This window comes from Cupriavidus sp. 01L43, from assembly GCF_056399925.1.
The window spans coordinates 113,769-130,401 of sequence record NZ_JBFTSH010000003.1 but is presented as its reverse complement, the minus strand read 5'-3'; the positions used below and the strand labels follow the sequence as shown (position 1 = coordinate 130,401).

Genomic DNA, 16,633 nt, shown 5'->3' with positions numbered 1-16,633 from the left:
GTCGGGAGGGAGTCTGGAGTGGTTTGGGGGGCGCTGTCCAAGCGTACCAGTCATGGCGCGCCCGGTCACCCGCCACCCTGCCGCCGGCAGGGGTAGCCGCGCCGGCTACCAGCCGTGATAGGGCGCGGTCTGCTCGTACGCGCCGAGCCGTTCGGCCAGAAAGTCGACAAAGGCACGCACGCGGGCCGAAAGTTTGTCGCGCGTGAGATACACGGCGTAGATGTCCGCCGGCGGCGAGGCCCAGTCGGCCAGCACCTGCCGCAGCCGGCCCGAGCGCAGCAGCGGCGCCACCTCCCACTCCGAACGCAGCACGATGCCATGCCCCTGGAGCGCCCAGTTCGCCGCCGCCTCGCCATCGTTGGTCGCGGCATGGCCGCGCACCTTCACGGTCTCCTGCCGGCCGGCCGACTGGAGATGCCACGTACCGTAGGCCGATTCGCTCTCGCGGATCACAATGCAACGATGCTGTTGCAATGCGCGCGGCGAGGCCGGCTCGCCGTGCCGCGCGAGGTAGGCCGGCGACGCGCACAGCAGCCGGCGGTTCGGCGCGAGCAGGCGGGCGTTGAGCCGCGCATCGGGCAGGTCGCCGAGGAGGATGCCGACGTCGTAGCCTTCCTCGGCAAGGTTCATCGCCCGGTCGGTCAGTTGCAGTTGGACTTCGACATCGGGATAGACCTGCAGGAAGTCGCTGACCAGCGGGGCGATGTGGCGCCTGCCGAATCCGAGCGTCGCGTTCACCCGTAGCAGCCCGCGCGGCGCCACCCGGCTGCCGCCGAGGCCCTGTTCGAGTTCCTCCAGCTCGGCCAGGATGCGCCCGCCCTGGGCCAGGTAGGACTCGCCCTCGGGCGTGACCGACAGCCGGCGCGTGGTGCGGTTGAGCAGTCTCACGCCCAGCCGCGCCTCCAGCGCCGCCAGCCGCTTGCTGGCGGCCGAGGGCGTGACGCCAAGCTGCTGCGCCGCGCCGGCTAGGCTGCCGCGCTTGACCAGCAGGACGAAGAAGGCGAGATCCGAGAAGGCGTCCATGGGTGGCGGCAATTCGTGAATCGAGCGCACGAATGAAGTTCGGTTCGCGCAATTATAGCGATGGATTCCGCGATTACACTGCCCGCCGATGCGCATCCCATGCGCGGCGACTACCATGGCACGGCTTGCCACATTGACGCATCGACGCATCAAGGACCAAGGAGACAGCCGATGTTTGAAGGATTCAGAACACACCGGATCGACAGCCAGGGCGTGGCGATTCACGTCGTGGTCGGCGGGGAGGGCCCGCCGCTGCTGCTGCTGCATGGCCATCCGCAAACGCATGTGATCTGGCACAAGGTGGCTGGCGAGCTGGCCCGGCATTTCACGGTGGTGGCCACGGACCTGCGTGGCTATGGCGACAGCGGCAAGCCCGTCGGCCTGCCGGATCACGCGAACTACAGCAAGCGGACCATGGCGGCCGACCAGATGGCGGTGATGCGGGCGCTCGGCTTCGAGCGGTTCCGCGTGCTGGCCCATGATCGCGGGGCACGCGTGGCGCACCGGCTGGCGCTCGACCACCCGCAGGCCGTGGAAAAGCTCGTCACGCTGGACATCGCCCCGACGCTGGCGATGTATGCCCAGACCTCGGAAGCCTTCGCGCGCGCCTACTGGCACTGGTTCTTCCTGATCCGGCCCACCCCGTTCCCCGAAACGCTGATCGAGGCCGACCCCGACCTCTACCTGCGCCAGACCATGGGCTCGCGCAGCGCCGGCCTCGCCCCGTTCACCGAGGCCGCGCTGGCCGAGTACCTGCGCTGCCTGAAGCTGCCCGGCGCCGCCCACGGCCTGTGCGAGGACTATCGCGCCAGCGCCGGCATCGACCTGGAGCATGATCGCGCCGACGCCGAGGCCGGACGCCAGGTGGAGTGCGAAATGCTGGCCCTGTGGGGCGCCGACGGCGCGGTCGGCAAGTGCTTCCAGCCGCTGGAGGAGTGGCGCAAGGTGGCCCGCCGGGTGACGGGTCATGCCTTGCCGAGCGGTCACTATATTGCGGAGGAAGTGCCGGAACAGCTACTTGCGGAAGTGCTGCCGTTCCTGCGCGGCTGACGGGCGTCGTTATCGGCACAGATTGTGTGCGTCGGGGGAACAGTGTGTTGTACGATCCGCCGCGCTCGGCACAGTGCACGGTTCGCCGCTCACTGGCATTATGGCGAACTGAGGACTTTTGGCATGGTCTGACTGCGCAGTGTTTGACTCGGCAGAGTTCGGGGCAAACATACATTCACGGATGGATGTATAATCCGCGCACATTTCCATTCCAAGACCCCCTCAGAAGTCCCTTTCCACAATGACGTACCGATTTATTGCAGGTTGCCTCGCCGTCTGGCTCGGAATTTGCGTTGCCGCGAGCTGGTTGGTCGAGCGACTCTGGGCCTGATCGCCCGCGTTCCTTCTCGGGAGCGGGCAGGGCCCGTCAATCGCGCCGAGTTGTGTTGTCGAGCCATCTCTCTTCGTAGTCCTCCTCATGAAGACAGAACAACAAGAACGCCGCATGCATTCCGCCCTCTCCGCTCGTACCCTGTTTATCACCCGGACTCTTGCCGTTGCCGCGCTGGCCGCGGGCGCCACGTCGGCCGCCAGCGCCGAGGAACTGGTTGGCTGGAGCCATCCCGCCGTGCACGTGGCCTATGGCCGTGATCCCGGCCATAACATCAACAAATACGAACTCGGGCTGAACTTCAACACCCCAATCCAGTACGGCAATCCGCAAGGCTGGCTGTTCCGCCTGCAGGGCGAATTCAACGTCGCCGGATGGGATGCACGTAGCGGCACCAACCAGCAGAACCTGTTCGAGTTTGGCGTATCGCCGATCCTGCGCGTGGAAAAGCGCGGTGGCTATTTCGTGCCGTTCGCCGAGGCGTCGGTGGGGCTGCGCGTGCAGTCCCACACCGGCACGTCCGACGAACACCGTTCGGGCACGGCGTTCCAGTTCTCCGACATGGTCGGTATCGGCGTGGGCTTCGGCAAGAATGCCAACACGGAAGCGGGCTTCCGCTTCCAGCACATCTCCAACGCCAGCATCAAGGGGCCGAACCCGGGCAGCAACTTCTACACCGGGTACGTGCGTTACCGCTTCTGAGGCGTCTCGGGCTAGGCCGCGCGCGGCAGTTGGCCGGCGCGGCAGGCCTCGAAGAATGTCCACAATGCCGGGGCGTCGCTCGTCGCCACGTTGAAGCGGATCCACGGGGAATCGGTCTCGTCGGGCTCGAAGTACGAGCCCGGTGCCAGCCAGATGCCGTGGTCCAGCGCCAGCGTGGCGAGGCGGCTTGCGGGCGGCGCGTCGTCGCCCCGCAGCCGCGCCCAGGCGAACATCCCCCCTTCGGGCCGCAGCAGCACCTCCAGCCCGTGCGCTTCCATCTTTTCCGTCACGCGATCCTGTTGCGCGCGTAGCCGTTCGGCCAAAGCCGCCACGTGGCGGCCATAGTGGCCGCTGGTCAGTACGGAATACACCAGTCGCTCCGTGACCTCGGACGAGGTCAGTCCCACCGCCATCTTGGTCCGCGCGAAAGCCTTCGCCAGATCCGGGCTCGCCGCGAGGTAGCCCACGCGCAGCGACGGCGTGATGGTCTTCGAAAATCCGTTCACGTAGACCACCTGCGAGAGGCCGTCCATCGCCGCCAGCATCGGCGAGCCGGCCGGAGCCAGTTCGCGGTAGATATCGTCCTCCACCACCAGCAGCCGGTGCTGTTCGGCCAGTTGCAGCACGCGGAAGGCGTTCATGCTCGTCAGGCTGGCGCCGGTGGGGTTCTGCAACACCGTGTTGACGAACAGCGCGCGCGGGGTGTGCTGGCGGATGGCGTCTTCGAGCGCGTCGGTATCGAGCCCGGCCGCCGTGCGCGGCACGCCCACTACGCGCAACCCGGCCAGCCGCAGGATCTGCAATAGATTGCAATAGCAGGGCGCTTCCACGAGGACCGTGTCCCCAGGGCGCAGCAGCGTGCGCACCACGAGGTCCAGCGCCTGCGTGGCGCCCTGGGTCAGCACCACCTGCTGCGCCTGCACCGGCATGCCGTACTGGCTCATATGCGCCGCGATGTGCTCGCGCAGCGGCGCGAAGCCATAGGGATGGCCGTAGCCCGAGACCTGCGCGGCCGGCACGCGCGCGGCGCTGCGCATGGCCTGGTGCAGCCCTTCCTCGTTGAGCCAGTCGCCCGGCAGCCAGCCCGCGCCGGCCTTGATCGGCACGGAATGGTCGGCGAACACATCGGAAAGCAGCCAGGCGGCGTTGAGCCCCGGCGCCTCCCAGTGGGGCGCGCGGGCATGGCCGGCCGGCGCGTGGCGGTGCGCCACCGTGTAGCCGGAGCCGGGGCGCGCCGCGAGGTAGCCCAGCGCGGTCAGCCGGCCGTAGGCTTCCGCCACCGTGAACGTGCTGACGTTGTGCTGCTGCGCAAAGCGGCGCACCGAGGGCAGGGGGGTGCCGGCACGCAGCGCGCGGCGGTCCACCAGCGCGGCGATGCCGGCCACGATCTGTTCGGTCAGGGTGTCGCCGCCACGGCGGCTGCGGACGAGGTTCAGGTTAAGCATCAGGCACTCGACAGGGCGCGAAACCTGTACAGTGTACTGGCTACCGCGCCGCGCGACCGGGCACCTCTCCCATTGGTGCGGTGCAGCGGTGAAGCGCCGTATCACCGTCGATCCGGGCCGCCGCGTGACTTCGCGCCCCAATCCGCTATCTGTACAGTCGAGGCTGTCTACACTGTACGGTAAGGCAGCGATCTCCCGACCGTATATTCGTGCGGCCCGACCGCGCCGGTAGAGTTGCCGGAATCCGTGCCGGGGCGCTTCGCTCCGCGCCCCCTACCCCTGATTGCTGAGGAGAAAGTATGGACGCCGCCAAGACCGTGATCCCCGATATGGATGCCCTGTGGATGCCGTTCACCGCCAATCGCCAGTACAAGGCCGCTCCGCGCCTGCTGGCCTCGGCCAGCGGCATGTACTACACCACCCACGACGGCCGCAAGGTCCTGGACGGCTGTGCCGGCCTCTGGTGCGTGGCCGCCGGCCATGGCCGCAAGGAAATCGTCGATGCCATCGCCCGGCAGGCCGCCACGCTGGACTACGCGCCGCCGTTCCAGATGGGCCATCCGCTCTCGTTCGAGGCCGCCACCAAGCTGGCCGCGATCATGCCGAAGACGCTGGATCGCATTTTCTTCACGAACTCGGGTTCGGAGTCGGTCGATACGGCGCTGAAGATCGCCCTGGCCTACCACCGCGCGCGGGGCGAGGGCCAGCGCACGCGCATCATCGGGCGCGAGCGCGGGTACCACGGCGTGGGCTTCGGCGGTATGGCCGTGGGCGGCATCGGCCCGAATCGCAAGACCTGGTCGGCCAACCTGATGCCGGGCACGGACCACCTGCCGGCCACGCTGAACATCGCCGAGGCTGCGTACTCGAAGGGCCAGCCGCAGTGGGGCGCCCACCTGGCCGATGAACTCGAGCGCATCATCGCGCTGCACGATGCCTCGAACGTGGCCGCAGTGATTGTCGAGCCGCTGGCGGGTTCGGCAGGCGTGTTGGTGCCGCCGGTCGGCTATCTCKAGAAGCTGCGCGAGATCACGAGCAAGCATGGCATTTTGCTGATTTTCGATGAGGTCATCACGGCGTTCGGCCGCCTTGGCACCGCCACCGCCGCCGAGCGCTTCAACGTGACGCCGGACCTGATCACGATGGCGAAAGCCATCAACAACGCCGCTGTGCCGATGGGCGCCGTGGCTGTGCGCCGCGACGTGCACGACACCGTGGTCAACGCCGGCGCGCCGAACGGCATCGAGTTGCTGCACGGCTATACCTATTCCGGCCATCCGCTGGCGTGCGCGGCGGCCATCGCCACGCTGGACCTGTACCAGCGTGACAACCTGTTCGGCCGTGCCGCCGAACTGGCGCCGAAGTTCGAGTCGGCCGTGCATGGCCTGCGCGGTGCGCCGCATGTGAAGGACATCCGCAACCTGGGGCTGGTGGCCGGCGTGGAGCTGGAGTCGCGCCCCGGCCCACCGGGCGCGCGCGCCTACGAGGCCTTCCTGAAATGCCTCGAGCGCGGCGTGCTGGTGCGCTACACCGGCGACATCCTGGCGTTCTCGCCGCCGCTGATCATTTCCGAGGCGGAGATCGACCAGTTGTTCGATACCGTCAGGCAAGTGCTGAACGACGTGCAATAAGCCCGTACAGGGGCTCGCCAAGACAGACTGAGAGGAAGACGCAGTGAACATCGCTGAAAACCGGCAGATCGCCGAAATCCATCACTACATCGGCGGTAGCGTCCGCCGCGCCGCCGCCGAGGGTACCGGCCGTTTCGCCGAAGTATTCAACCCCGCCACCGGCGAGGTGGCTGCGCGCGTGGCGCTGGGCAGCGCCGAAGACGTCGGTGCCGCCGTGGCCGCCGCCAAGGCAGCGTTTCCGGCATGGTCCGAACTGGCCCCGCTGCGCCGCGCGCGCATCCTGTTCAAGTTCAAGGAACTGCTGGACAAGCATCATGACGACCTGGCCGCGCTGATCACGCGCGAGCACGGCAAGGTGTTTTCGGACGCCAAGGGCGAGGTCACGCGCGGTATCGAGGTGGTGGAGTTCGCCTGCGGCATCCCCAACCTGCTCAAGACCGACTTCACCGACAACATCGGCGGCGGCATCGACAACTGGAACCTGCGCCAGCCGCTGGGCGTGGTGGCCGGCATCACGCCGTTCAACTTCCCGGTGATGGTGCCGATGTGGATGTTCCCGGTGGCGCTGGCGTGCGGCAACACCTTCGTGCTCAAGCCGTCCGAGCGCGACCCCTCGCCAAGCCTGCTGATCGCCGACCTGCTCAAGCAGGCCGGCCTGCCCGATGGCGTGTTCAACGTGGTGCAGGGCGACAAGACCGCCGTGGACGCGCTGCTGGCCCACCCGGACGTGCAGGCGCTGTCGTTCGTCGGCTCCACGCCGATCGCCGAGTACATCTACACGGAAGGCACCAGGCACGGCAAGCGCGTGCAGGCGCTGGGCGGCGCCAAGAACCACCTCGTGGTGATGCCGGACGCGGACCTGGACCAGGCCGTGGACGCGCTGATCGGTGCCGCCTACGGCTCCGCCGGCGAGCGCTGCATGGCGATCTCGGTCGCGGTGGCGGTGGGCGACGTGGCCGACAAGCTCGTGCCGCGCCTGGCCGAACGCGCCCGCGCGCTGAAGATCCGCAACGGCATGGACGCCGACGCCGAAATGGGCCCGCTGGTGACTGGCGTGCACAAGGCCAAGGTCGAGGGCTACATCGCCAAGGGCGAGGCCGAAGGCGCCACGCTGGTCACGGACGGGCGCGGCCACAAGGTGGACGGCCACGACGGCGGCTTCTTCGTCGGCGGCACGCTGTTCGACAACGTGAAGCCGGACATGACGATCTACAAGGAAGAGATCTTCGGCCCGGTGCTGTCCGTGGTGCGCGTGCACGACTTCGCCGAAGCGGTGGACCTGATCAACCGCCACGAATTCGGCAACGGCGTGTCGTGCTACACCAGCGACGGTGGCATCGCCCGGGCATTCTCGCGCCAGATCCAGGTCGGCATGGTGGGCATCAACGTGCCGATTCCAGTCCCCATGGCCTGGCACTCGTTCGGCGGCTGGAAGCGCTCCCTGTTCGGCGACCACCACGCCTACGGCGAGGAAGGCGTGCGGTTCTACACGCGCTACAAGAGCATCATGCAGCGCTGGCCCGACAGTATCGGCAAGGGCGCCGAATTCACGATGCCGGTGGCGAAGTGAGGGTGTAGGGAAAGGTCGTAGAAGTGCGAAACGGCAGGGTTTTGACCCTGCCGTTTTTTATTGTCGAAGCACCCTTGCAATCTCATTCAGGAACGATTGCGTGGTGTAACCCCATAACGCCGGGTCAGGCTCACCGCCAAACAGATTCTCAAATGCTGCATCCAGATCGAAAGGGTGGTCTGCCTTTATGTTTTCTATCTCGCGCATCACGCTCTTGCGCATGTCAGGATCCGATTGACGCATGTAGGTCTCGACGATTTCCTCGATATTTTCTCCCCACATGTCCGCGTCCTCGTTAAAGTAGCCGATGATAAGGTGCCAAAGTTGAGGGTATTTGGGTGTCGCCATCTGGAGTCAAAGTCCGGTATAGGCCGTCACTATATAGAACGGCATGTCGTTGTAGCTGACGGGTTCCAGCACTACAGTAACGCTAGTGGCGTCATGCATCTTGCCTGAATTCCGAAACAGCACTTTCCCTACAGGTTTCCCCAAGCTAGATGTGAGGACCAGTCGGCCTTTTCCGGTGGCGGCCCATCCCGCTATTCGATTTTGCTCCCGACGCATGACGTCGGAAATCGCCCATTCGGCAGTGTGCAGATTGGTGAATGTCGATACCCTACCCCGCTTCGACTCCCGTACCAAACGGGCGCGCAATTGGGCTTCAGTTTGCCCGATGTGTTTCAGGATCGTATGCCCGCCCAAGCCGCCCGCAGTTTTCGCTTCATGCTGCATCAAATTGATGCGCCCCAGCGTAATGCTCGCCACCCGCGCGGCCTTCAACATCCCCGCAAGCCCGAAGCCTACGCCGATGTCCAGCGACAGCCCGATGTTGTTGGCCATATCGGGCGGCGCCCGCATTGTGTGGGCCAGCTTGGCGGCGCCCCGCTGGGTCAGGGTTGCCGTGTCGCGCCCGGTCCATGCCTGCCGCATGCCCCGCCAGGCGGTGTCGGCGCCATGCATGCCAAAGGCGATGCAACCTGCCTTGGTGACCCCGGTCGGCTCCGGTGCGATGCATAGCACCCCGGCACCGACCATCTCCAGCACGCCGCCGACGATGTCCAGGCCGCCCCACAGGCGGTTGCTCATCGTTTCAGCGGGGCTGATCGAGCGATGCGCAAGCACCGCAGCCAACTGCGGCGCGCTCAGGACTACGCGCACGCCTTCCATCTCGTCCAACTGAGCCATTGCAACCTACCTCCTGTCAGAAAAGGAGGATCGACGCTAGCTGTTCAACGGCCAGACACATTTGAGATATCTCAAACCGCGCGGGTTCGTAACGAAAATGTTGCAGTGGCCTGAGGCTGGCTTGGTTCTACACGCGCTGCATGATGCCGGTGGCGAAGTGATGGTGAGAAGTGCGGAATGGCGGGTGTGTGGACTCCGCAGTTTCTTATTGAGGCAGCCTAGATGGCTCAACCAGAAAAGGACAGAAGCGCGTCGATCCCTCGCAGAAGTTCGCCTAGGAAGGACTGATCCGGCCCACATTGCCCTGTAATCCATGCGCCAACGGGTGGTGCTGGCTGAAACCGCCAGTCGCCAATGATCTGCCCTTGATCAAGCGTTCGCAATATCAGCGAAAAGCCAGCTTCAACACCTGCCAACTCGGCTGTTTGTCCCACCTGGAGTTGGGTTTGCATGGTCTCCAGCTGTTGTTGAAACTGCCGCAATTCCCCAGGCATGACACTCCATGCCCCCTCGGCGCGAATGCCCGGGGCAGTCAAGTCGATCCGGACATCGATCCATTCGAGATAGGGGCCTCCCGGCTCTTCACGCCGCGCGGAAACCGGCCTGATTTGAAGCTTGAAGTCGTCTGTGTCAAGGGTCAGCATGGGCCAATAGTACATAGCGCAACGCACTGAAATGTTGAAAATGTCATCAGAGGGAGTCAATGCGTGCGAGAGACCCAGCCGACATTCCCCTTCCCCAAACCGTCCCCAAGCACAACAATGATCTGACCCACCCCCGTCGGAGCCCTCGCCATGAGTCTGTTTCGCACCAAGAACATCGATGCCATGCTCGAGGTCAGCGCGCACGACGGGTTGCGCAAGGTGCTCGGGCCTGTGGATCTGGTGATGATGGGGATTGGCGCCATCATCGGCACCGGGATCTTCGTGTTGACGGGGACCGGGGCGCTCACGGCGGGGCCGGCGTTGACGGTGTCGTTCGTGATCGCGGCGATGGCGTGCGGGTTTGCGGCGCTCTGCTATGCGGAGTTTGCGTCGGCCATCCCGGTGTCGGGGTCGATCTATACCTATAGCTACGCCACGCTGGGGGAGATCGTGGCGTGGATGATAGGGTGGGATCTGCTGCTCGAATATGGGCTGGCCACGTCGGCGGTGTCGGTGGGGTGGTCGGGGTACTTCCAGTCGCTGGTGGCCGGATTCGGGATTCGGCTACCCGTGGCGCTCACGGCGGCGCCGGGGGCGGTGCCCGGTGTGGAGACCATGCTGAACCTGCCGGCGGTGCTGATCATGCTGGCGATTACCTGGGTGGTGTCCTACGGCGTGCGCGAGTCGGCGCGGCTCAACAACGTGATGGTGGCGATCAAGGTCAGCGTGGTGCTCCTGTTTATCGTCGTGGGCGTGTGGCATGTGCGGCCGGTCAACTGGGAGCCGTTCGCGCCGTTCGGCATGACCGGCATCTTCAACGCCGCCGCGCTGGTGTTCTTCGCGTTCATCGGCTTCGACGCGGTGACTTCGGCGGCGGAGGAGGTGCGCAACCCGCGCCGGGACCTGCCGATCGGCATCATCGGCTCGCTGGCGGTCTGCACCATTCTCTATGTGGTGGTGGCCGCCATCATGACCGGCATCGTGCCGTACGCGAAGTTCGCGGGGGTCGATCACCCGGTGTCGCTGGCGCTCCAGTACGCCGGGCAGAACTGGGTGGCGGGGTTTGTCGATCTCGGCGCCATCCTCGGCATGACCACGGTGATCCTCGTCATGACCTACGGGCAGACGCGGATCATCTTTGCGATGTCGCGCGATGGGCTGCTGCCCGAGGCGCTCTCGGCCGTCCATCCCGTGCACGCCACGCCGTTCGTCGCCACCTGGACGGTCGGGCTGATCTTCGCCGCTATCGCCGGCTTTGTGCCGCTGAACGTGCTGGCCGAGCTGATCAATATCGGCACGCTGGCGGCCTTCACGCTGATCTCGATTGCCATCCTGGTGCTGCGCCGCACCCGGCCGGACCTGCCGCGCGGCTTCCACTGCCCCGGCGTGCCGGTGGTGCCGCTGCTGGCGGTGGGGTTCTGCCTGTTCCTGATGGCGCACCTGCAATGGCTGACGTGGGTCGCCTTCCTGTGCTGGCTCGCGCTCGGGCTGGTGGTCTACTTCGCCTACTCGCGCCGCAACGCCGTGCTGCACAACCACGGCGGCGACGCGGAGGGCTAGCGACTGGAGGTTACGCGTCCCTCGACCCGGCATCGGCCAGGAACGCCCGCGAGCGCGCCTCGCCGGCATAGGCCGAGTTGATGCGCACCCAGGGCGTGGTCTCGCCGGCCGGGCGGAAGAAGTGCCCCGGCGCCAGCGCGATCCCGTACTGCTCGCCGAGCGTGACGAGGTCGCGCGAGTCGGCCATGCCGCGCGGCCGGGCCCACAGGAAGTTGCCGCCCGCCGGCTCGCAGAACACGTCCCAGTTGCTCTCGCCGAGGATCTTCACCGCGTCGGCGGTCACCTCGCGGGTGCGCACGCGCAGCCGCTCCACATATTTGCGATAGGCGCCGCGTTCCAGCATCGTCGCCGTCACGGCTTCGGCGAAATGCGAGCCGGCCACGCTGGTCAACACCTTCACGTCGATCAGGTCCTTGACCAGCGCCTTGTCGGCCACGAGGTAGCCCACGCGCAGCGCCGCCGACACGGTCTTTGAGAATCCGCCTATATAGATGACGTGCTCGAGCTGATCGAGCGTGGCCAGCCGGTCGGTGAACGTGAGCTGGAAGTCCGAGAAGATGTCGTCCTCGACGAAGCGGAAGTTGTGCTTGCGCGCCAGTTCGAGCAGGCGGAACGCCACCGGCGGCGTCAGCGTGGAGCCAGTGGGGTTCTGGAGAATGCTGTTGGTGAAGAACAGCTTGGGCTTGTGGTCGCGCAGCAGGCGCTCGCAGGCTTCCGGATCGGGGCCGTTCGGAGTGTGCGGCACGCCCACCAGCTGCACACCGTGCAGCCGCAGCAGGCCGAACAGGTTGTAGTAGCCGGGGTCTTCGACGAACACGGTGTCGCCAGGCTTGAGCAGGTGCCGCACGACGAGGTCGAGCGCCTGGCTGGCCCCAGTGGTGATCAGCACCTGCGACAGCTCGGCCTGCACGCCCACCTGCCGCACGCGCGTGAGCACTTGCTTGCGCAGCTCCGGGTGGCCGAGCGGCGTGGCGTAGTGGATCACACTGTCGATGTCATGCCGGGTGATATGGCGGATGGCCTGCGTCAGCCCCTCCACATCGCGCCATTCCTCGGGCACGAAGCCGCCAGCCAGCTTCAGCGCGCCGCTGGGGTGGTGGAACTGGTCGATGATATGGACCGACAGGTCTTCGGCCAGGCTCGGGTCGGACCAGCCCCGGCCGCTGCGGCCGGCCAGCGTGCTGTCCGCCACATAGAAGCCCGAGCCCTGCCGGGAATCGAGCAGGCCCTGCGAGACCAGTCGGTCGTAGGCCTCGATGACCGGGAAGCGGCTGATGTTGTGCTCGGCGGCCAGCTGGCGGATCGATGGCAGGCGGGCGCCGGGCAGTGCCTCGCGCGAGCTGATCCAGGCTTTGACGGCGAGCACGATCTGCTCGGTCAGCGGTACACCGGTGGAGGGGTCGAGGACGAGCTTCATGGCGGGGGCGGCGGGGCGTGGCGGCGAACTGTCAGCAAAAACTACTGAACAGTTCATCGAAAACTGTTCGGAACTGTGCATGGGATTGTAATCCTCGCCATGAATAATGGAAGCGTGGCGGAGGCGTCCGCGTTGTCCTTCGACGCCGCTCCGCCGGGCAGAACAAGGAGACCCCCATGCGTGAACTCAGGACCTTTGAACTCGATGAACCGGGCAAGCCCGTGAGCTGGCGCGTCCGGCATGGCCAGAGCGTTGCCGTGCTCGAAGGCCGGCTGTGGCTGACCATCGAAGGGCAGGCCGCCGATATCTGGCTGCGGCCGGGCGACATCTTCGCGCTACCCGAGGGCGCGCAGGTCTGGCTGTCGGGCGAGTCGCTGCTGGCCCGCTTCCAACTGGCCGAGACCCCCGCGCCGCTCTCGCTCCAACGTGCCGCCGCCATCGCCCGGCAACTGCTGCGCCGCTGGCGCGCCCGCAAGACGGACGCCTTCGGCGACTGCCCGCAGATCAGCGCCTGAGCCTCCGCAACGCCGCGCGGCGGGCAAGTGCCTGCCGCGATCCATCCGGGCCAACCCCGCTAGTCCAATCCCTCCCGGCATGCGAGGATGCCGCCATGACCCTTGGCGCGCAGCCTTCCTGCCCGCCTTGCCTTACGTTAACGTAAACGTCATATAATCGTCCGGCCCCGTCAGTGCGGTCGTCAGAACCGCCGGCGCGTGGCACGCCAGCCACATATCCCAGCGGTGGAGACAATGACTGATCTTTCCGATGTGAGCAGGACCGCGGCGCCCAAGGCGCGCGCAGCCACGGGCAAGGGCGCCACTACGCCGAGCACGCCCGCCTCGCCGACCAACAAGGTGCGGTTTGTGACCGCCGCGTCATTGTTCGATGGCCACGACGCCTCGATCAACATCATGCGGCGCATCCTCCAGTCCCACGGCTGCGAGGTGATCCACCTGGGGCACAACCGCTCCGTGCACGAGGTGGTGACCGCCGCGCTGCAGGAAGACGCCCAGGGCATCGCCATCTCCAGCTATCAGGGCGGGCACGTCGAATACTTCAAATACATGATCGATCTGCTGCGCGAGCACGGCGGCGAGCACATCCAGGTGTTCGGCGGCGGCGGCGGCGTGATCGTGCCGGACGAGATCCGCGAACTGCAGGCCTACGGCGTGGCGCGCATCTACAGTCCCGAGGACGGCCAGCGCATGGGCCTGGCCGGCATGATCGCCGACATGGTGCAGCGCTGCGACATCGACCTGACCCGCTACGCGCCCACCTCGCTTGATGCCGTGGCCGGCGGCGACCGCCGCGCGCTGGCCCAGCTGATGACCGCGCTCGAGAACGGCCGCGCCGACCCGGCGCTGGTCGAGACCCTCCATGCCCAGGCGAAGACCGCCACCACGCCGGTACTCGGCATTACGGGGACGGGCGGTGCCGGCAAGTCGTCGCTGACGGACGAGCTGATCCGCCGTTTCCGGCTGGACCAGCAGGACGCGCTGTCGGTCGCGGTGATCTCGATCGACCCGTCGCGGCGCAAGTCCGGCGGCGCGCTGCTGGGCGACCGCATCCGCATGAACGCGATCAACCATCCGCACGTTTTCATGCGCTCGCTGGCCACGCGCGAGGCCGGCTCGGAGATTTCCCAGGCGCTGCCGGACGTGATTGCCGCCTGCAAGGCGGCGCGCTTCGATCTGGTGATCGTGGAGACGTCCGGGATCGGGCAGGGCGATGCGGCCATCGTGCCGCACGTGGACCTGTCGCTGTACGTGATGACGCCCGAGTTCGGCGCGGCGAGCCAGCTCGAGAAGATCGACATGCTCGACTTCGCCGACTTCGTCGCCATCAACAAGTTTGACCGCAAGGGCGCGCAGGACGCCTGGCGCGACGTAGCCAAGCAGGTGCAGCGCAACCGCGAGCAATGGCACAGCAAGCCGGACGAGATGCCGGTCTATGGCACGCAGGCGTCGCGCTTCAATGACGATGGCGTGACGATGCTCTACCAGGGGCTGGCCGCCGCCCTCGCCGAGCGCGGCCTGGCGCTGAAGCCCGGCGTGCTGCCGGTCACCAGCGGGCGGATCTCGACCGGCCAGAACGTGATCGTGCCGCCGGCGCGCAGCCGCTATCTTGCCGAGCTGGCCGACACCGTGCGCGCCTACCATCGCCGCGTGGCCGAGCAGAGCCGGCTGGCGCGCGAGCGCCAGCAACTGCGCGCCGCCGGGGCGATGCTGAAGCAGTCCGACGCCAGCGGCGATACCGCCGCGCTGGACACGCTGGCCGCCGACCGTGACGCCGCGCTCGGCGCCGTGGAGCGCAAGCTGCTGGCGATGTGGCCGCAGATGCAGCAGGCATACAGCGGCGACGAATACGTGGTGAAGATCCGCGACAAGGAGATCCGCACGGGGCTGGTGACCACCACGCTCTCCGGCACCAAGATCCGCAAGGTGGTGCTGCCGCGCTTCGAGGACGACGGCGAGATCCTGAAATGGCTGATGCGCGAGAACGTGCCGGGCAGCTTCCCGTACACGGCCGGCGTGTTCGCGTTCAAGCGCGAGGGCGAGGACCCCACCCGCATGTTCGCTGGTGAGGGTGATGCATTCCGCACAAATCGCCGTTTCAAGCTGGTGTCGGAAGGGATGGACGCCAAGCGCCTTTCCACCGCGTTCGACTCGGTCACGCTCTACGGCGAAGACCCGCACCTGCGCCCGGACATCTACGGCAAGGTCGGCAACTCGGGCGTCAGCATCGCCACGCTCGACGACATGAAGGTGCTCTACGACGGCTTCGACCTGACCAGTCCGAGCACGTCCGTGTCGATGACGATCAACGGACCCGCGCCGACCATCCTGGCGATGTTCATGAACACCGCCATCGACCAGAAGCTGGACAAGTTCCGCGTCGACAACGGCCGCGAGCCGACCGCCGACGAGGAATCGAAGATCCGCGCCTGGGTGCTCCAGAACGTGCGCGGCACGGTGCAGGCAGACATCCTCAAGGAGGATCAGGGCCAGAACACGTGCATCTTTTCCACCGAGTTCTCGCTGAAGGTGATGGGGGACATCCAGGAGTACTTCGTCCACCATCAGGTGCGCAATTTCTACTCGGTGTCGATCTCGGGCTATCACATCGCCGAGGCCGGCGCGAACCCGATCTCCCAGCTCGCGTTCACGCTCTCGAACGGCTTCACCTACGTGGAGGCCTACCTCGCGCGCGGCATGCATATCGACGACTTCGCGCCGAACCTGTCGTTCTTCTTCTCGAACGGCATGGACCCCGAGTACAGCGTGCTCGGCCGCGTGGCGCGCCGCATCTGGGCCGTGACGATGCGCGACAAGTACGGCGCCAACGACCGCAGCCAGAAGCTCAAGTACCACATCCAGACGTCGGGACGCTCGCTGCACGCGCAGGAAATCGACTTCAACGACATCCGCACCACGCTGCAGGCGCTGATCGCCATCTACGACAACTGCAACTCGCTGCATACCAACGCCTATGACGAGGCGATCACCACGCCGACCGGCGAATCGGTGCGCCGCGCGCTGGCGATCCAGCTCATCATCAACCGCGAATGGGGCGTGGCGAAGTGCGAGAACCCGAATCAGGGCAGCTTCCTGATCGAGGAGTTGACCGACCTCGTGGAAGAGGCCGTGCTGCAGGAGTTCGAGCGCATCGCCGAGCGCGGCGGCGTGCTCGGGGCGATGGAAACCGGCTACCAGCGCGGCAAGATCCAGGAGGAGTCGATGTACTACGAGCAGCTGAAGCACGACGGCACGCTGCCGATCATCGGCGTGAACACGTTCCGCAATCCGGAAGGGGACCCGACGCCGCAGAAGCTGGAGCTGGCGCGTTCGAGCGAGGAGGAGAAGCAGAGCCAGCTGAACCGCCTGGCGGAATTCCAGCAGGGCCACACGGCGGACGCCCCGGCGATGCTGGAGCGGCTGCGCCAGGCCGTGATCGCCAACCAGAACGTGTTCGCAGTGCTGATGGACGCCGTGCGCGTGTGCTCGTTAGGGCAGATCACGCACACGCTGTTCGAGGTCGGCGGGCAGTATCGGCGCAACATGTAGGAGTGGATGCA

13 protein-coding genes are annotated in these 16,633 nt (G+C 66.3%); 7 read left to right on the top strand and 6 right to left on the bottom strand.

Annotated features, from left to right (window positions below; translation table 11 throughout):
- Nucleotides 1-105 precede the first annotated feature (105 nt).
- Nucleotides 106-1,023 carry a LysR family transcriptional regulator gene (locus AC1DP9_RS07490; protein ID WP_477106961.1) on the bottom strand — a complete coding sequence of 306 codons (918 nt, stop codon included), beginning with the start codon at nt 1,021-1,023 and terminating at the stop codon, nt 106-108.
- A gap of 171 nt (nt 1,024-1,194) precedes the next feature.
- Between AC1DP9_RS07490 and AC1DP9_RS07485 the strand changes: the two genes are divergently transcribed.
- Both AC1DP9_RS07485 and AC1DP9_RS07480 read left to right on the top strand, forming a co-directional pair.
- Nucleotides 1,195-2,073: an alpha/beta fold hydrolase gene (locus AC1DP9_RS07485; RefSeq protein ID WP_477106960.1), complete on the top strand. Its 879-nt coding sequence runs from the start codon at nt 1,195-1,197 to the stop codon at nt 2,071-2,073.
- A gap of 445 nt (nt 2,074-2,518) precedes the next feature.
- The gene (locus tag AC1DP9_RS07480) at nt 2,519-3,106 is read left to right on the top strand and encodes an acyloxyacyl hydrolase (RefSeq protein WP_255370706.1); all 588 of its coding nucleotides are present in this window, start codon (nt 2,519-2,521) and stop codon (nt 3,104-3,106) included.
- 11 nt (nt 3,107-3,117) lie between these two features.
- Here the strand turns inward: AC1DP9_RS07480 and AC1DP9_RS07475 are convergent, their stop codons facing one another.
- Nucleotides 3,118-4,551, bottom strand: a complete 1,434-nt coding sequence (locus AC1DP9_RS07475; RefSeq protein WP_092291510.1) for an aminotransferase-like domain-containing protein — start codon at nt 4,549-4,551, stop codon at nt 3,118-3,120.
- A 299-nt stretch (nt 4,552-4,850) separates the two neighbouring features.
- Here AC1DP9_RS07475 and aptA point away from each other — a divergent pair, with 299 nt between their 5' ends.
- Together aptA and AC1DP9_RS07465 are read left to right on the top strand one after the other, a co-directional pair.
- A complete protein-coding gene (aptA, locus tag AC1DP9_RS07470; protein ID WP_477106959.1) occupies nt 4,851-6,182 on the top strand; it encodes an omega-aminotransferase AptA in 1,332 nt (443 codons plus the stop codon).
- A 43-nt stretch (nt 6,183-6,225) separates the two neighbouring features.
- On the top strand, nt 6,226-7,752 hold the full coding sequence (locus tag AC1DP9_RS07465; protein ID WP_477106958.1) for a CoA-acylating methylmalonate-semialdehyde dehydrogenase: 1,527 nt from the start codon (nt 6,226-6,228) through the stop codon (nt 7,750-7,752).
- A 57-nt stretch (nt 7,753-7,809) separates the two neighbouring features.
- On the opposite strand, the gene AC1DP9_RS07460 is transcribed toward AC1DP9_RS07465, so the two are convergent.
- The 3 genes from AC1DP9_RS07460 to AC1DP9_RS07450 all read right to left on the bottom strand — a co-directional run bounded on the left by AC1DP9_RS07460 (nt 7,810) and on the right by AC1DP9_RS07450 (nt 9,581).
- Nucleotides 7,810-8,100: a contact-dependent growth inhibition system immunity protein gene (locus tag AC1DP9_RS07460; RefSeq protein ID WP_144199064.1), complete on the bottom strand. Its 291-nt coding sequence runs from the start codon at nt 8,098-8,100 to the stop codon at nt 7,810-7,812.
- 6 nt (nt 8,101-8,106) lie between these two features.
- Nucleotides 8,107-8,937: an RNase A-like domain-containing protein gene (locus AC1DP9_RS07455; RefSeq protein WP_144199062.1), complete on the bottom strand. Its 831-nt coding sequence runs from the start codon at nt 8,935-8,937 to the stop codon at nt 8,107-8,109.
- A 227-nt stretch (nt 8,938-9,164) separates the two neighbouring features.
- Nucleotides 9,165-9,581, bottom strand: coding sequence for a WapI family immunity protein (locus tag AC1DP9_RS07450; RefSeq protein ID WP_477106957.1), 417 nt, complete (start codon nt 9,579-9,581; stop codon nt 9,165-9,167).
- A 150-nt stretch (nt 9,582-9,731) separates the two neighbouring features.
- Here AC1DP9_RS07450 and AC1DP9_RS07445 point away from each other — a divergent pair, with 150 nt between their 5' ends.
- On the top strand, nt 9,732-11,141 hold the full coding sequence (locus tag AC1DP9_RS07445; RefSeq protein WP_477105986.1) for an amino acid permease: 1,410 nt from the start codon (nt 9,732-9,734) through the stop codon (nt 11,139-11,141).
- 10 nt (nt 11,142-11,151) lie between these two features.
- Here the strand turns inward: AC1DP9_RS07445 and AC1DP9_RS07440 are convergent, their stop codons facing one another.
- Nucleotides 11,152-12,558, bottom strand: coding sequence for an aminotransferase-like domain-containing protein (locus AC1DP9_RS07440; RefSeq protein ID WP_477106956.1), 1,407 nt, complete (start codon nt 12,556-12,558; stop codon nt 11,152-11,154).
- Between the two features lie 176 nt (nt 12,559-12,734).
- Between AC1DP9_RS07440 and AC1DP9_RS07435 the strand changes: the two genes are divergently transcribed.
- Nucleotides 12,735-13,073: a DUF2917 domain-containing protein gene (locus AC1DP9_RS07435; RefSeq protein ID WP_477106955.1), complete on the top strand. Its 339-nt coding sequence runs from the start codon at nt 12,735-12,737 to the stop codon at nt 13,071-13,073.
- A 234-nt stretch (nt 13,074-13,307) separates the two neighbouring features.
- A complete protein-coding gene (icmF, locus tag AC1DP9_RS07430) occupies nt 13,308-16,622 on the top strand; it encodes a fused isobutyryl-CoA mutase/GTPase IcmF (protein WP_477106954.1) in 3,315 nt (1,104 codons plus the stop codon).
- Nucleotides 16,623-16,633: the final 11 nt, after the last annotated feature.

Coding starts and splice junctions, on each gene's coding strand:
- AC1DP9_RS07450 (WP_477106957.1), bottom strand. CDS start 9,581: ATGCTGACCCTTGACACAGACGACTTCAAGCTTCAAATCAGGCCGGTT.
- AC1DP9_RS07435 (WP_477106955.1), top strand. CDS start 12,735: ATGCGTGAACTCAGGACCTTTGAACTCGATGAACCGGGCAAGCCCGTG.
- AC1DP9_RS07460 (WP_144199064.1), bottom strand. CDS start 8,100: ATGGCGACACCCAAATACCCTCAACTTTGGCACCTTATCATCGGCTAC.
- AC1DP9_RS07445 (WP_477105986.1), top strand. CDS start 9,732: ATGAGTCTGTTTCGCACCAAGAACATCGATGCCATGCTCGAGGTCAGC.
- AC1DP9_RS07490 (WP_477106961.1), bottom strand. CDS start 1,023: ATGGACGCCTTCTCGGATCTCGCCTTCTTCGTCCTGCTGGTCAAGCGC.
- AC1DP9_RS07455 (WP_144199062.1), bottom strand. CDS start 8,937: ATGGCTCAGTTGGACGAGATGGAAGGCGTGCGCGTAGTCCTGAGCGCG.
- AC1DP9_RS07485 (WP_477106960.1), top strand. CDS start 1,195: ATGTTTGAAGGATTCAGAACACACCGGATCGACAGCCAGGGCGTGGCG.
- AC1DP9_RS07480 (WP_255370706.1), top strand. CDS start 2,519: ATGCATTCCGCCCTCTCCGCTCGTACCCTGTTTATCACCCGGACTCTT.
- AC1DP9_RS07440 (WP_477106956.1), bottom strand. CDS start 12,558: ATGAAGCTCGTCCTCGACCCCTCCACCGGTGTACCGCTGACCGAGCAG.
- icmF (WP_477106954.1), top strand. CDS start 13,308: ATGACTGATCTTTCCGATGTGAGCAGGACCGCGGCGCCCAAGGCGCGC.
- AC1DP9_RS07475 (WP_092291510.1), bottom strand. CDS start 4,551: ATGCTTAACCTGAACCTCGTCCGCAGCCGCCGTGGCGGCGACACCCTG.